The organism is Paenibacillus sp. 11B (assembly GCF_030487755.1).
Lineage (GTDB): Bacteria > Bacillota > Bacilli > Paenibacillales > Paenibacillaceae > Paenibacillus > Paenibacillus vandeheii.
Window position 1 is genome coordinate 539,455 of record NZ_JAUKNS010000004.1, and the last position, 14,652, is coordinate 554,106.

Genomic DNA, 14,652 nt, shown 5'->3' on the forward strand with positions numbered 1-14,652 from the left:
CTATCCCCTAACTCCGTATTTAATTTGACCTGTTTCCAACTGACGTTTCATGTTCTCCCGGCGAGTTAATGGCGGTCTGGTTACCGCCTCTTCTGGCGTCTCCCCTTCAGACAACCTTTGCATAAATGTGCTGTATGACACGTTGTTACGCGCAGCACGTTCTTTCACATCTTCCCATGTCGGCTTTGGCTTCCCGTGTTTATCCACCATATTCCTGAGTGGAGTCGTAGCTGCTTTTTCGGGTGACCATCCTTGACTGGTTCGTCTGTAATAACTGCCTCGGGTGACTCCATTCGCTTCCGCGCGATCCGGCCAATCTCCGTGTTTAACATTTTTCCCTGGCCGCTTACTGATTGCATCTTTCATGGACCATCCAAGTTTTCTGACTCTATCCTCTAAAACTCGGTTTCGGATTCCATTCGCTGCCGCAACTTCATACTGCCTTGGAGTAATAACGCGATGTTCGTAATTCATGTCCATCCCCCCTTGACTGATTTTCTAGGAGCTACTTGCAGATATTCACTCAGATCCTGTATCTGCTTCCCGACAGGACATTGGACGTTACAAATTTTCTCCAGCGGTGATGAGTTATTTTTGTTACGAAGAGTCATTGCAATTCTGATTTCACACGGATCACATTCGGACCCAATGATTTTGTCTATTTGCTGCAATGCTTCTACCCTGGTTTTAGGAACCGGGACATTATACTTGTACTCCTCACGTACTGGAGGGATTGTTTTTGGTTTTCTCTCTATTTCCTTGGTCTGGATCGATGCAGCTTCTTCAGGTGTTTGACCGCTGTAGATGCGATATACATAAGTGCTGTAAGATATCCCGTTGATTTTTGCCGTTTCCTTTACTCTCAACCAGCCCGATTCTTTTCTCATGTCGTAACACCCCTCTTGCTATATGGCGTTTTCTTTTTATCAACCTTCTCGGTTGCAGCTCTTTCATGATCCCAGCCGTTCTTATATCTGGCATAGTAGGTCGCCTTTGGTATGCCATTCGCCTTGGCTATCTCCGGCCATTTCCCATGCTTTTCATGTTTTCGTACCGGATCCGTCACCGCTTCTTCAATCGCCCAGTTATACCGTTTCACCCGTTCTATCAGTTGCCACTTGCTTATATCGTTCTTGGCAGCTGCTTCAATATCAGCCTGAGTAATTTCCTGCGATATGGACATTTGCTTTGCCTCGAATCCACAGAATGGGCAGCGGAACAAATCCGTCTGTATCTCCTTCATATCCGACGAACATACATAACAGGCGATAATCATGACCCAGACGCCTGCCAGTGACGTTCTACTGCCCAAAGGTAATCTACGGGTACCCTCTTGTCTGGAACCTCGTAGGCGTGAATGTCGAAGTCCGAGATGTGAATACTGGAACCCTGTTTCCGTTTGTAAGCATCCCAGAAGAACCGGAGGACCGTATACGGCAGTAAATATGTCTTATGCTGCTTACGGAACTCCACCAGCAAGAATGATATTCCGTTCATCTTGTGAGCTTTCAACAAATACTCTACTTGATGGTCTTTAAGGTTCTTGAGTTGGAACCGGTCCAGGCTCGCTATCGACTTTGCCTCAAAAGCAATTCCTCGACCCGTTTTGATAATCCCGTCATAGTCAACCGTTGATGGTTCTTCGTAATACCCTTCAATGACTGTGCTTCCGGCGACCTTTACCACTTTGACCGGAGTAGGCCGTTTGTTTACTACGGCCAGTCCTAATTTGTCATATCGTTCATTAGAGAAAGTTATGATTGCTTCAAATCCCATGCCTCTATTTCCTTGGAGTGTCAATGTGGCACCTCCTGTTGTTGTTTACTTGCTTGCATTTGTTGTGCAAACCGCATCATTTGTTCATATTCTTCATCTGATAATTCAGATTTGTCAGGATCAGTTTCAGGCTGAACCACATCTATGATCGGCTTACCGTTGCGACCCTTCGACTTGTTCCCGCCGTTGCCTGGTGGAGCTTCTTTAGTCCACGGTTCATCTATTCCATCAGCTTTCCAGTTAATTAAGATACCATCGACGTATACAAGCTTTCTTTTCCCATTCAATGCCGCTATTTTCATAGCTTCTTGCACCCATCGTGCTCCATAATCTTTTTCCAATGTTTGAATCTTGTCAGAAGTAAACGGGCTAATTGTCCCGAATCCTTCTCTTTCAAAAATATCAAAAAGATTAATATCAGGTTTACTACAACTACTACTATCTATTTCGGTTCCAAGAGGTCTGAAGAGTGGATCATCAGGAAGGATTTTCGCTATATGTTGTTGTTCTTTTCCATTCCCTTCGGTTCTGTTCTCTTCAGTTCCATTCAGTTCAGTTCCATTCAGTTCAGTTCTATTCAGTTCAGAGGGAATTTTAGGGACTTCCTCAGACTTTCCGGGAACTTCCGGGAATGCCTCGGAATCATTGATAGGTGGATCAGGGAATTTCGACTTGGTTCTCTTGTGCAAACCCTGCTGATGTTCCTCGAAATTCACTATTTGGACCACCTTGTCTTTGTCGGCTGTATACCAGTAGATCAGGCCTGCCGCCTGCAAATGTCCGAGTGAAACCTCAATATCAGCCTCTTCTATTCTCCTGATACTTGGTACAACCAAATTCTTCACTTTAAATGGTGAGCCAGCGAGTCGACCAAAGTCATCTGCATGCGGAATCATCCAAGTAAAAAGCAACATATCAAAAATGTCCGGTAGCTTATTTACTTTTTCGCTAACCGATATAATTTTTGAAAGCATTCTTCGTTCAGCCATCAAAAACACTTCCGTTCGTATCCTTGGAGTTCCGGGAATTTCCCGGAAGTTCCAAGGCGTGATTGATTATATTCGTCAATAGACGCCGCATTCTAATGCCTTCGACAGTTCCGTCGAACATCTTGTGGCACTCTTTGCAAAGGTGCGCCAAGTCATAAACTTGCGTTCTGTGGTCAATATGAGTACGTCCAGTAAGATGAGCACGATCAATTGCTCGAGCCTTACCACACGCTTCACACACTCCCTGAGAACGTTCTTTCAGTAGGACATCTACTGGATGGCTTATATCTCCCTTTTGCCGCTGTGTCGGCTTTACCCGTTTACTCTTTACCTGTTGTGATTTAGGGTATGGCCTGAAATCTGTCATGTACTGCGCCTCCCTTAACCCAACTTGATTTGCCGCTGAGTATTTGGTAAAATTACATTAATTGAATTGAAAAAGTGGTTTGAATGGCGGTTGCGTTCGCGAGACGCAGCCGCTTTTTTATGCCCACAAAGCTCGTCATAATGCACCCGGCATCCATCGCTACAAAACATTGATCCGTTATCCTCCACTTTCAAAATGCTATACCGTGATATTGAAACCTCACAATTCATGCAATGGCCTACTGTCATGCCTTGAGTTGTATACTCCCGATCATCAACAGGACTTTCTACTCGCTTTAATAGCTTTTCAAGCCGAAGTATTTTCAACCGATAGTCCGCCAGCTTTTCAACATCATCCGTTTTAAGCATATTAGTGCGTGCCTGAAGCATTTGCGCTCTCAAAGCCCGACGTTGGCGATCCTTTGTATTCTGGTTCATGCTTGTCCCTCCCGGAGCCATAATGTGAAATTCAAGTATTCAATGTCTTCATCGAACCAATCTCCCGTACCAGGCTGTGCTTTCGCCTTCATCCGTTCCAACTCAATAATCCGTTGACGAATCTCAATACGCTCCTGCAATCGTTGATCTGTCATAAGCGTCCCGCCTTATCCATAAATTCTGTATACACATCATCCAAGACCTGAATGTATTGAAATTTGTTTTCGTTCGGCCAATCCATCTTCATGATGGTATTCGCTTGCATGCCGTAAATTTCAGGATAATCATACTCGGCATTGGAGAAATCTTTTTCCAACGTCTTGCGATAATGTTGTAACGATTGGAGCGATACCGCTCCGGGGAAAATCCACGAAACGGTGTTTTCTGTTATCACTTCGTTCATCCTGTTCACCCTTTCTTAAAATGCCATCTGGCGATTGCTTTCTTCAATTTCGCGTTGTAGCTGACCAGGGAGCTTCCAAGATTCAATGTGTTCCAAAGCTCTGTCAAAGCTCTTTATGAGTGTGTTGTGATAGGAGTTAATGTTGAAGTAACCTTTGTAATCCCTCCAGAGTGCTTTGTAAACTCTGCTCCGCAAGCCATTGTTTTGATAGGCTCCTGTATCTCTTCCGCCAAGTAAGTCAGTAACAACTTTGTTGGCAGCCGTTTGAAGCGTTAACAGTTGTCCGTGATCAATTGTTGTGTTGTTCTCCAAATGTTCTATTCTGGTGTCCAACTTCTGGACCTTTACATCGAGAAGAAAAGCGGCTTTCATTTCAGGACTCAGTGAATCTAAATTAAAGGTTGGAGGTAGAAAGGCTGCTGCGAGTACATCCTTTGCTTTTAATTGGTAGTTAATTAGATTCCCTTGAACTTCACCCTCCACAGTGTTTGGGCTGATTTTGGCTATCCATAACGGAAGGAAATCAATTTCTACAACAGTGACCTCCTGGTCTCCACTATTAGTTGGGAGTATGAATTTTCGTACCCCCTGTTTTAATACAAGGTCAGACTGTATCTTACTTAACTGATTGTTTCTTTGTCCTTCCCTCAAACCAATCCCGTCACAAACCCAGCGGGCTCCGACGTATACTTTCCCATCAGACGCTTTTACTCCCAAAATCTCTGACCCGTTAAACTCAACCATTTTTTGTTCCAAAGGAACGATGACGTTTGATAATTGCATGGCGATTCCTCCTTTACGCAGTGCCTTGGATTAGTTTGAATTCTTGCCCTGTTGCCAAAGATGTGATCGCAAGTTTGCAGTTATTAGTTAACGAAGGTAGTACTTCGGGAGATACGGTCAACTTCTCGCCGTTTTCTCCCAAAACTGACTCAGAAACGATCCTTAACTTCGAAGCTGTCTTCATGGTTACACCTCCTTTCGGATTTTCAAGAGACGGATTCATCATTCTTACGCCTGCGACGGCCGAGAAACTCGGATTCTTTACCGAAAAAAATATGCATAAAAGGCACATTATACAATTCCAGCAACGCAACCATAAGATCATGAGGTATATTTGATGAATCCAACTCATATTTGCTTATTGTATCAACGTTTTTGTTGATGGCATTGGCTACGGCCTGCATTGTCATTCCACTGTTGACACGTGCTGCACGTAACGTGATCTTGAATGGCATCGGGTGTCTTCACCTCCTGTGTTTACAGTTTAATCCGAGATTCCCGGACTGTCAACCGGAAAAACCGGATTCTTTTGTTTACAACATATAATAAAATCCGTATAATACGGATATAAATCCGCTCACAAAGGAGAATGAATGTGTCTAGAAAGCGAATAACTGAAGTGGAACGTGAGATAATGCGCGAAATCGCAGCGAATTTAAAATCAATACTTATAAAAAAGAAAAAGAATCAAAAGCAACTCAGTGACCTTACGGGACTCTCAACCAGTGCAATATCCGATTACATAAACGCCAAAACATTGATGACACCTAGCATTATCCAAACTGTAGCTGAGGCGCTTGGTGTACAAGCGAAAGATATTTCAGGTTCTCTCACTACTGTAGATAACGGAGGTTACATCCCTGATGGAGTGCCACTCATTGGGACTATATGTGCAGGTGAAGGGCTTTTAGCTCAACAAAATATTGAGAACTATGTTCAATATCCGTTTATGAATAAATCTCAACCTGATTTTGCACTTCGCGTCAAAGGGGATAGCATGTGTGAAGTTGGGATAGAAGACGGCGATATTGTATACATGCGTTCTGCATCATGGGCAGATTTTAATGGTCAAATTGTTGCAGCAATTATAAACGATCAGGAAGATGGCACGCTCAAAAGACTAAAATGGACAGAAGGGTCACCGTTGATGCAATTACATCCAGAAAACAAGAATTATTCGACGATGGAATTAAGCCCAGGTGAATTTAAAGTTTGTGGTGTTTATATGGGGCATTTCAAGCCTGTTAAGGAATTAGCATAGAGGAGGTTTTTTCATTTGAAAGTCTTTGCCTATCTAAGAGTGAGTACAGATGAACAAGCCGATAAAGGAAACTCTCTGACCGAGCAAAAAGAACGAATGTCTGCATATTGTCGAGCTATGGGCTGGGATGATCCTATTTTCTTTATTGAAGACGGATATAGTGCTAAAAACTTAAACCGTCCGCATCTAACCGAAATGCTTCAAAGGGTAAAAACCGAGCCTGGTCCCGGCATAGTCATAACGACTAAATTAGATCGATTGTCACGTAAACTAGTTGATATCCTTAACTTAAATGAATATTTCAATAAATACAGTTATAACTACGTTTCCGCCACTGAGGGTTTTGATACCTCAACCCCTGCTGGCAGGTTAGTCTTGCAAATGCTTGGTATGGTAGCTGAATTTGAAAGAGAGCGTATTTCTGAACGTGTGCGTGATAATATGACATCAATAGTAAATAATTCAAAGAGAGTCGTTTCCAGACCTTGTTTTGGATATAGTGTTATTGACAAGCAGATGGTGATTAATTTAGAGGAGTCTTTAATTGTTAAAGAAATGGCCCAGTGGGCAATTGATGGGAAAGGACCTCGTGAAATCGCCAAACGACTGAACGCACGAGGAATTAAAACAAAAGAAGGAAATCAGTGGCATGATAAAATTGTGAGGGAGCTTCTTCAAAGAGAAACTTTAGTTGGTTCATTTGTTTACAACAAAACATACAAAAAGGATTCGAAAACAATTACCCGCGACCCTTCAGAATGGATAACAGTTAAAGATCATCACGATCCGATTCTTGATATTAAGGTTTTCGAGAAAATTCAAACTATATTTGTGGGCCGCAAGACAGTTGGAAGACATATTAGCAATGAAACTTATTTGCTATCTGGATTGTTAGTCTGCAAACATTGTGGCTCAAAAATGAATGGCAAAATGAATCGAAGCTTTTCTAAAAAGCTCAATCGTGAAAATTTACATTATCAGTACCTGTGTGACGGGTATTTAAAAAAGGCCACATGCTTCCATCATTTTGTGAGACGTGACGAAATAGAAGAATTGGTGATGAAGAGAATCGAAGAATTAGCCAGCAAGGGCACAGGCAAACTTAAGCTAATAGTTTCGAGACCTAGTAACCCAAAAGACGACATTGCTCAAATCAAAGCTAAACTAGAAAAAATCGATAAGAAGATGCAAAAACAGTTAGATGCTTACAATGAGGATTTGATTTCTGCTCATGATTTAAAATTGGCTTCTGAAAAAGCGAAGTCTGAAAGAGAGATTTTAACGCAGCTATTGAGTGAGTCAACAGGAGACAAGCAGAAGAAAGACGAAGCGGAATTACAAGTTAGAGCGAACAAGTCATTGAAGGATATTATTTCAGGAGATCGATTAAAGGCCAAGCAAGAGATACGTAAACTGATAGACACCATTACAATAAGCAATAGTGAAGAGTTGAGCATAGCTTGGCGTGGCTATTGAATCTCTACTGAAACGTTAGGCAGGCCCACGATTCCAGCTTTCAAAGCCATGTATATGACAACTCCTCATTGATTACTTGTTCGGTATGGATAATCCTATACATTATATATGACAAACCCCAAGGCATCAAGGAACTTCGCCAATTCGACCAGAGCACCATCCGCTTCCCGAAATCCCCAGTTACTGCGGGTGATTCGTTTTGCGTAGATCATACGTCTGGCTTAGATTATCCGTTTTTAGGTTTACCCTTTGATTTCCTTATACATCGTCAGATCGGTTACCTCATACCCCATCTTGCGATACAGGCTGCTTGCCCGCACATTATGTCCAAACACATGCAGACCAATGCGATCCACGCCCAGACTCAAGGCTTCCCTCTCAAGTGCCTCCATCGTCTCTGTACCGTATCCCTTGCCCCGATAGGCATCTTCGACCACAATGTCCAGCAAAAACGCGTCCTTGCCACGGCGGTTATCCGTAACGTTAAACCAGATATAACCCACATTCCCGTCCACTTCATGCACCAAATTATAGAGGTAAGCACCCTGTGTATTCAGCCCTTCAGGCAAATATTTGTCGTAGGATGCCTCTGCAAGTCCCTGCGCCTCTTCCGAAGCCCAAGTACCCGCTTCCACTTTCTCTTCTGCAAAATCTTTAATCGAACGAATACGGAAATTAGCATATTCTTCTTGATTCATTGGGTTTAGCTTCATCAGGATATCCCTCCAAATTAATAGATATGTATACAATTATGGTGATGTCTTCACTGTCCAACCCTATCTAACATTTGTTATCCTATTCAACAAAAAGAAGATTATGGTATAATCACTGAAGCAACAGAAAGGCTAATATGGGCGGTCTCGGCTAACCTCTCGGAAGGGAGGTGATGCCCCGTGGAAGTACACCAAGCGATGACGCTAATGATTTCATTTGCGACTCTTGTTGTCTTGATACTTACAAACAAACGGAAATAGACCGCCCTCGGCAAAAGGAAGCGGTCTATTTTTAGGCTTTCATTCTAAATCCGGAGCCGAACCGCCCTTAAAAGCGGCTGTTGCAGCGGGGAGTCGTGTTGGTATCACGGCTCTCTTTGCATTTTATACATCTTCTGCCCTTATTATAACACGCATTTTAATGTGCAGTCCATAATTGAGGCCCCCTCTTCCCACGTTCATAGCTAAATTTCTATACAACTTTTGCTAACCTCAGTCTGTTTATATCTATATGAAAGAGAGGAGCAGATCAATTATGAATACACGTCGTCCCTTTTCAAAATGGAAAATAATCATCCTATCCATAGTGATTCTCTTCATTGGACTAGTTATTTCTATGGGTTATCAGGCGATGGACCCCTTCAGACATTTAAGGATCACGATTCATAATCAGTCCGACTATGATCTTTCAAATATTACAGCACGTGTGAGCAGCGGCGTTGATTCGTTCAATACAAACAATGAGGGTACTATACACACCTTAAAGAAAGGTGTAGCCAGCGGTGAAAAAATGAAGTTCGCTCCGCAGTTGCGGCTTTCCGGTGAAGCATCCATCTATCTGGAGTTCACGGACAGCCGTGGTAAAATCTATACCGAAACCGCATGCGGATATACCGAATACTTGTCTGGCAACTCGTATGTAACTGTAACCAACGAAAAGATTACTGTAAAAGAAGAATGTATGTAATAGCGTACTTCGCTCCATGAACTTATGTTAAAATATAGGGGCGAGCACCCGCCAAAGTTTCTCGCCCAAAGTCGATTGGATTAACCCATCGGCTTTTTTATTTTAACTTGATTGTATTGATTAATGAGATCATCCAAGACCATAGACTGCTTTATAACATGAGGATGAAGCAGATATCCATTATAGTCCATCTTTAGTTGATAAAGCTTTTGTCTCGCAGCTTCGATCTGCAACTTGAGTTTACCACAATCCATATTCACCCCTCCCTGTTGTAACATTTTAGTCCGTTCTGCTAATTAGTAGGAAATCAGGCGAACTCCAACACCTTTTAGTCATAATATTTGTGGCAATGTAATTGGGCATCATTATCCTGAACACGGCAAAAAGACACCCTCACAAAAAAAAGCCCTTCACAGCAGGCGCCTAGATCTAGTCTGCTTGAGGGAGCATTGCCAAGAAAGGGTGTAGTTTGAGGAAAAATTTATTAACCTCCAAGTTCGATTACTTCTTAATTAGATTTATGTTTTTTTATTTAACTTGTCCAGATTATATAGTCTCTGAATCTTCTCTATAAGCGCTGCTGCACTTGGCTTAACCCCACGTCCAGTTGTAAAGTACTGAAAATCTTCAAACAGACCTAAACAGTCAAGCAAACCATCTTTATTCATATTTTCAATCGCAAATTCCATACCCCTGCGGATAAATTCAACACCTCTATCATAGTCCATATGCGTTAGATAATACGTTCCTAATCCCGCCAGCAAAATACCATATTGATCATTCGTATACTGTTCATTAATTTTTCCGATTCGGCTGCTCTGTTCCTTATAAACAAAATAAGGCTCATACTCTTCAAGAACTGAATCAATATTCATATCATAGCGGTTCGCTGCAGTCACAATTGCACACAATGCAGGAAAAACCTCTTTTTTCCTATTAGAGATGTAATTTAAATAGTCTTGAATTACATCTGTCTCACCTGACAATATTTTAAACAGATAGTAATTTCCCTCTGCCCATTCTCGAAACTGATGAATAACAACCATTTCTTCTTCGCTAGGATCTTTAATCAAGCTACAATCGGCATACATAGAAACATACTGAAACGCCTTTTCATATTCTTCATATTGATAACAAACCTCAGCGAGTGCCAGATAAGAGTATAACACGTAAAAAACAATCTTCTTTTTGGTCTTCGTTTCGACTTCTCTTTTAGTTTTCTTTAGCTCATATTGGATTATTGCTTTTACCTGTAACTGTTCAGCATACCCCTTCACCCTATCCCATCGACGTAAGGAAGCATATACATTGATTAAGTCGTTCAATCCATCAAACTGATAAGGTTCGTCAAGACGATCTACAAATAACTCAAATTGTGTTGCTAGGGAAAGATTATTTATCTGATCATTGGAGAGCCCTATCGTGAACAGGCGATACTGACTTAAAGCCAAACGTTCCGAATGTTGCATTTTCTCGCTTTCAGCTACACAGCGATATAGAGGTTTTGATGCCTCCAGCTTCCCTTCATGATATAACTGCTCGGCCAACTCGAACAACAGGGAGGCGTAAGATAGATTATCTATCATTTTACCAACAATTTTTTCCATATACTCTATCTTGCCAAGTTCCGCACAACGGTACAGAAAGGGTCTAAGTCGTCGCCAATCCGGGCTTATAAGCACCAAAAATTCATTTATGTATAATTCATATAAATAACCTTCAGACAGACCCATACCCGCAGTAAGTTGATCCAACTGTTTCATGCCTATTGGACGAAGTCCTTTCAACGTCCCACTCAACGTTCCAGAGTTAATCCCAGATATCTCTGAAAAACGACTAAGAGTCATATTGTTGCTCTTTAAGTAGTCTTCTAAATAATCACGTATTGTGGTTACTGAGTTCAAGGGGTCACCGCCTTTAAGCAAAAGTTAAGCCAGCTCAATAAAATTATACTATATTTTTGAATTTAATATCAATATTTTACTTGTAAATAATTTACTTTTGGTATAATGATAATTATCTTCAATTTTCGATGGTTGTACAGAATGGCTCCAATGGTGATAGGAAATTTCATTTATCTCCATCAATATAAAAATGATCTATATGTGCAACCTTCTGTACATGCTGAAGCCATAATTTACCTTCATTCACAAAAAAATATATAGCGTTCATTCAGGACACATCCTTGGAAATATACAATTCTCGATCTTGTTCAAAGGGGCCGAGTACAATCGAAGCAAGTTCAAATCACTTGAGTTAAAGACATAATGAAACATTTAACGTTAGATTATGATTAAAGTGAAAGGCGGAATTGCTATGTCTATAAAATAAGATTAGGCTATACTTTAGATGAAGCTGGCGTCTCAAAAAATGCACTAGCAAGGGAAGCAAAAGTTAGACCTAACCTCATATATGATTTGTGCGAAGGAAAAACAAAAAGGCTTGATTTAGATACCTTAAATAATATCGTGAACACTCTTCGGGCAATGACAGGGAATGGGCTATATAGTTCACCTTCTACTTTCAAAGAGAAACCAAAAAACCGTCCATTATTACTTTGGTGGTCTTACCCCTGTCAAGTAGACAGATGAAAAAAGCTATGCTGCCAGTGCGCATCGATATTCAATCGGTGCGCGCTGTTTGAGTTTGGCTTGAAAACGTCGGTAATTGTAATTGTACATATAATCGTCGAATCTCTACTTCTGAATTACACTGGTTGAGGTACAGCTTCTCTGTCTTGAGATGCGAAAAGAAGGATTCGATGCATGCGTTATCCAGGCAGGTTGCTTTGCGAGAGTGGCTGCCCTTCACGCCGAATGCTTCTAATCGTGTGTTGTACGCCTGAGACGTGTATTGGAAGCCCTGATCCGAATGGAGCACGGCTTCCGAAACGTCTCTTTTTTTTGTCCATTGTTCCACCGTATCCAATACGAGCTGAACATCGTTCCGTTTAGATAATTGCCAAGCTACAATTTCGTTGTTGAACAAGTCTTGAATCACAGACAGGTAAACGAATGTGTTTCCATCTGAAATATAAGTAATATCCGTCACCATTTTTTGCTGGGGTGCTGTGGCATGAAATTTGCGCTTCAGGCGATTCGGATAAATCACAGATGGCGTATAGCTGGACTTCTTCCGCTTCTTACGAATTACCGATTGTATCGATAGTTCCCGCATGATTCGCCATACTTTCTTGTGATTAACGTTCAGACCAGCCTCCCACAACGCCGTTGTCATGCGAGGATAACCAAACTCTCGGTTTGCAAAATGAATAGCCATCATGTGTTCTTTGATCTCACGCTCACGGTCTTGTCTTGCGTCTCGCTGCGGCTGTGTTGCTCGCCATTTGTAGTAACTGGAACGGGGTATTCCTGTAATCGATAATAGGCGTGTAATGCCATGCGAGCAGCGCAATTCGTCTATGATATCGTAGTTCTCCCGTTGGCTCAGCGCTTCTCCTTTACTAGATTTGGATACCGCTTTTTTAAATAATCCACCTGTGCTTGAAGGTAATCCCGTTCTTCTTCTACACTGCTAAAGGCAGTACGGGGACGTCCTTTCATTGGATTCGGAACATTGTTTTTTCGATCATCAAACGCTTCCCCGTTTTTCCATTTTTTTACCCACACCTTCAGTTGTGAACAGTTTCGAATTCCTTCGCGATCAGCGACCACCTTGTAACTTGAAGAACCTTCGACATAGGATCTAACTGCATTCAATTTAAACTCTTCGGTATACGTCTGAAATGTTTGTCCTTTTTTGGCCATAAAAATATCCCCTCCAAGTGTCACTTGAACCCTCATGATAACATGAAGGTTTTTTCAAGTGTCTACTTAAAGGGGATAATACCATTGGACGGTTTTTTTGGTGTTACTGCTCTGACTTCTGATTATGTAAAACGAGCATAAGAAATGTATGACGCTTTAAGAATTTAATTATATTGGCGCTCCATACGGAGTGCGACTACATTGATGATCAGTTTGTGATGACAGCATCAGTTATTTCAATCCACGCACTCCATACAGAGTGCGACAGCGAAAACACACGTAATAAAGTCGTAAAATTTAGACATTATTACGTGTATCCAATAATTACAACAAATCTTATTTACATTTATGATAAAAAAACAGTCTAAATCGAACATTGGTGTTGCCAAAAGGGCACAAAAAAAGTCATTTACGACAAACTTCGAGGTGCGAATCCCCCAGGGAAATCGTGTGAGCTTAGGGTTCGCACCTCTATTTCAACCCTCAATCTAAGGCCGTTGCACCAGACGTGGCGTACCCTGCAAACCCTCGATCCGCCCTGCGCCAATCCCGAACATAACCGTACGCAGTTCGAACTCAACCTGTTCCAGCCGTTGATCCAGCGCTTCTTCCGAAGCTACTGCGGATTCGAGCAAAGATCGACCGAATCCGGCCAGATCCGCACCAAGCGCAAGTGCTTTGGCTGCATCCACACCGTTATATAGTCCACCGCTGCCAATCAGAACACCATCCGGGTTCAGCGCTCTCACTTCCTGAATGCACTCCGCTGTTGGAATGCCCCAGTCTGCAAAAGCTTCTGCTGCCGCACGACGTACCGGATTGGAATTCCGGAACTTCTCGACTTGCACCCAACTGGTGCCACCTGCTCCAGCTACATCGATAAAGGCCACACCTGCTTCGTATAATCGCTGCGCCGTCACTCCATCGATGCCAAAGCCCACTTCCTTCACACCAACAGGCACATCCAATTGACGGCATAACTCCTCGATTCGATGAAGTAATCCGCTAAAATCCGTATTGCCTTCAGGCTGGAAGATTTCCTGCAAACTGTTCAGATGAAGCACGAGCATGTCCGCACCAGCAATATCCACTGCCCGCTGGAAATCTGCAGTGCTGAATCCGTAATTCAGCTGCACCGCACCGAGGTTCGCGATGACCGGAATGTCCGGTGCCCAGCGCCGCACATCGAAGGTACTCGCCAGTTCGGGCTGTTCCACGGCAGCACGGATCGACCCTACGCCAAGCGCCCAGCCTCTGGCGTTCGCTACACGCGCCAGCCGTTCGTTGATGGCGCCCGTGGTTTTGCTTCCGCCCGTCATCGAGCTGATGAGCAGGGGCGTACGCACATTTTTGCCCATAAAAAAAGTGTCCATACTTACTTCGTCAAAATTCAGTTCAGGTAACGGGTTATGACGAAAAGCATACCGCTCCATTCCACTGGTTACTCCTTCTCCTGCAACATTCTCCTCAAGACAGAGGCGCACATGCTCCAGCTTCCGTTCTCCCGTAGCCACCTCGGGAAGCAGCCGTTCGCCGGCTCGCTCTTGTTCATTCATGATGAGACCTCCTTATGTGAGAATAGTGCTGATGGACAGGATAATTGCCAGTTCCGGCTATGTTCCGTTTAGGGTTTCGCCCAGTGCAGCAGTGAGATTCTCGGAAATAGTTCTTACTTATTATGTAACGTACAATTGATATGAATTGGATCTATAT

At 42.6% G+C, this 14,652-nt stretch carries 22 protein-coding genes; 5 read left to right on the plus strand and 17 right to left on the minus strand.

Annotated features, from left to right (window positions below; translation table 11 throughout):
* From Q0V21_RS19455 to Q0V21_RS19510, 11 genes are all read right to left on the minus strand, one after another.
* A complete protein-coding gene (locus tag Q0V21_RS19455) occupies positions 1-474 on the minus strand; it encodes a hypothetical protein (protein ID WP_301880208.1) in 474 nt (157 codons plus the stop codon).
* Positions 471-887 carry a zinc-finger domain-containing protein gene (locus Q0V21_RS19460; RefSeq protein WP_301880209.1) on the minus strand — a complete coding sequence of 139 codons (417 nt, stop codon included), beginning with the start codon at positions 885-887 and terminating at the stop codon, positions 471-473. The genes Q0V21_RS19455 and Q0V21_RS19460 overlap by 4 nt, the downstream gene beginning before the upstream one ends.
* Positions 884-1,312: a hypothetical protein gene (locus Q0V21_RS19465; protein WP_301880648.1), complete on the minus strand. Its 429-nt coding sequence runs from the start codon at positions 1,310-1,312 to the stop codon at positions 884-886. The genes Q0V21_RS19460 and Q0V21_RS19465 overlap by 4 nt, the downstream gene beginning before the upstream one ends.
* Entirely contained in the window at positions 1,273-1,800 is a 528-nt protein-coding gene (locus tag Q0V21_RS19470) for a Holliday junction resolvase RecU (protein ID WP_301880212.1), read from the minus strand. Before Q0V21_RS19470 ends, Q0V21_RS19465 begins: the two co-directional genes overlap by 40 nt.
* Entirely contained in the window at positions 1,797-2,765 is a 969-nt protein-coding gene (locus Q0V21_RS19475; protein ID WP_301880214.1) for a DnaD domain-containing protein, read from the minus strand. The genes Q0V21_RS19470 and Q0V21_RS19475 overlap by 4 nt, the downstream gene beginning before the upstream one ends.
* A gap of 381 nt (positions 2,766-3,146) precedes the next feature.
* Positions 3,147-3,569 (minus strand): hypothetical protein, encoded by a 423-nt coding sequence (locus Q0V21_RS19485; RefSeq protein ID WP_301880218.1) that lies wholly within the window; start codon positions 3,567-3,569, stop codon positions 3,147-3,149.
* Complete coding sequence (locus tag Q0V21_RS19490) at positions 3,566-3,724, minus strand: hypothetical protein (RefSeq protein WP_180287166.1); 159 nt, start codon at positions 3,722-3,724, stop codon at positions 3,566-3,568. The genes Q0V21_RS19485 and Q0V21_RS19490 overlap by 4 nt, the downstream gene beginning before the upstream one ends.
* Positions 3,721-3,972 carry a hypothetical protein gene (locus Q0V21_RS19495; RefSeq protein WP_301880223.1) on the minus strand — a complete coding sequence of 84 codons (252 nt, stop codon included), beginning with the start codon at positions 3,970-3,972 and terminating at the stop codon, positions 3,721-3,723. The genes Q0V21_RS19490 and Q0V21_RS19495 overlap by 4 nt, the downstream gene beginning before the upstream one ends.
* 15 nt (positions 3,973-3,987) lie before the next feature.
* On the minus strand, positions 3,988-4,755 hold the full coding sequence (locus Q0V21_RS19500) for an ORF6C domain-containing protein (RefSeq protein WP_301880225.1): 768 nt from the start codon (positions 4,753-4,755) through the stop codon (positions 3,988-3,990).
* A gap of 13 nt (positions 4,756-4,768) precedes the next feature.
* Positions 4,769-4,939 (minus strand): hypothetical protein, encoded by a 171-nt coding sequence (locus Q0V21_RS19505; RefSeq protein ID WP_301880226.1) that lies wholly within the window; start codon positions 4,937-4,939, stop codon positions 4,769-4,771.
* 22 nt (positions 4,940-4,961) lie between these two features.
* Positions 4,962-5,210 carry a helix-turn-helix domain-containing protein gene (locus tag Q0V21_RS19510; RefSeq protein WP_301880227.1) on the minus strand — a complete coding sequence of 83 codons (249 nt, stop codon included), beginning with the start codon at positions 5,208-5,210 and terminating at the stop codon, positions 4,962-4,964.
* A gap of 140 nt (positions 5,211-5,350) precedes the next feature.
* Between Q0V21_RS19510 and Q0V21_RS19515 the strand changes: the two genes are divergently transcribed.
* Both Q0V21_RS19515 and Q0V21_RS19520 read left to right on the plus strand, forming a co-directional pair.
* The gene (locus Q0V21_RS19515; protein ID WP_301880228.1) at positions 5,351-6,016 is read left to right on the plus strand and encodes a LexA family protein; all 666 of its coding nucleotides are present in this window, start codon (positions 5,351-5,353) and stop codon (positions 6,014-6,016) included.
* Positions 6,017-6,031: 15 nt separating this feature from the next.
* Positions 6,032-7,492 carry a recombinase family protein gene (locus Q0V21_RS19520; protein ID WP_301880229.1) on the plus strand — a complete coding sequence of 487 codons (1,461 nt, stop codon included), beginning with the start codon at positions 6,032-6,034 and terminating at the stop codon, positions 7,490-7,492.
* Between the two features lie 242 nt (positions 7,493-7,734).
* Here the strand turns inward: Q0V21_RS19520 and Q0V21_RS19525 are convergent, their stop codons facing one another.
* Positions 7,735-8,205: a GNAT family N-acetyltransferase gene (locus tag Q0V21_RS19525; RefSeq protein WP_079350314.1), complete on the minus strand. Its 471-nt coding sequence runs from the start codon at positions 8,203-8,205 to the stop codon at positions 7,735-7,737.
* Between the two features lie 180 nt (positions 8,206-8,385).
* Between Q0V21_RS19525 and Q0V21_RS32890 the strand changes: the two genes are divergently transcribed.
* Both Q0V21_RS32890 and Q0V21_RS19530 read left to right on the plus strand, forming a co-directional pair.
* The gene (locus Q0V21_RS32890; RefSeq protein ID WP_367620545.1) at positions 8,386-8,466 is read left to right on the plus strand and encodes a putative holin-like toxin; all 81 of its coding nucleotides are present in this window, start codon (positions 8,386-8,388) and stop codon (positions 8,464-8,466) included.
* Positions 8,467-8,740: 274 nt separating this feature from the next.
* Positions 8,741-9,172 carry a hypothetical protein gene (locus tag Q0V21_RS19530; RefSeq protein ID WP_079350313.1) on the plus strand — a complete coding sequence of 144 codons (432 nt, stop codon included), beginning with the start codon at positions 8,741-8,743 and terminating at the stop codon, positions 9,170-9,172.
* 80 nt (positions 9,173-9,252) lie between these two features.
* Here the strand turns inward: Q0V21_RS19530 and Q0V21_RS19535 are convergent, their stop codons facing one another.
* On the minus strand, positions 9,253-9,426 hold the full coding sequence (locus Q0V21_RS19535; protein ID WP_094938876.1) for an aspartyl-phosphate phosphatase Spo0E family protein: 174 nt from the start codon (positions 9,424-9,426) through the stop codon (positions 9,253-9,255).
* 264 nt (positions 9,427-9,690) lie between these two features.
* Positions 9,691-11,076: a transcriptional regulator gene (locus Q0V21_RS19540; RefSeq protein WP_079350312.1), complete on the minus strand. Its 1,386-nt coding sequence runs from the start codon at positions 11,074-11,076 to the stop codon at positions 9,691-9,693.
* Positions 11,077-11,499: 423 nt separating this feature from the next.
* Here Q0V21_RS19540 and Q0V21_RS19545 point away from each other — a divergent pair, with 423 nt between their 5' ends.
* Entirely contained in the window at positions 11,500-11,763 is a 264-nt protein-coding gene (locus tag Q0V21_RS19545) for a helix-turn-helix domain-containing protein (RefSeq protein WP_301880634.1), read from the plus strand.
* Between the two features lie 31 nt (positions 11,764-11,794).
* Here the strand turns inward: Q0V21_RS19545 and Q0V21_RS32900 are convergent, their stop codons facing one another.
* From Q0V21_RS32900 to fni, 3 genes are all read right to left on the minus strand, one after another.
* Complete coding sequence (locus tag Q0V21_RS32900) at positions 11,795-12,622, minus strand: IS3 family transposase (RefSeq protein WP_483312383.1); 828 nt, start codon at positions 12,620-12,622, stop codon at positions 11,795-11,797.
* Positions 12,619-12,939, minus strand: a complete 321-nt coding sequence (locus tag Q0V21_RS32905) for a transposase (protein WP_367620525.1) — start codon at positions 12,937-12,939, stop codon at positions 12,619-12,621. Before Q0V21_RS32905 ends, Q0V21_RS32900 begins: the two co-directional genes overlap by 4 nt.
* A gap of 488 nt (positions 12,940-13,427) precedes the next feature.
* Positions 13,428-14,495: a type 2 isopentenyl-diphosphate Delta-isomerase gene (gene fni / locus Q0V21_RS19555; RefSeq protein ID WP_301880231.1), complete on the minus strand. Its 1,068-nt coding sequence runs from the start codon at positions 14,493-14,495 to the stop codon at positions 13,428-13,430.
* Positions 14,496-14,652: the final 157 nt, after the last annotated feature.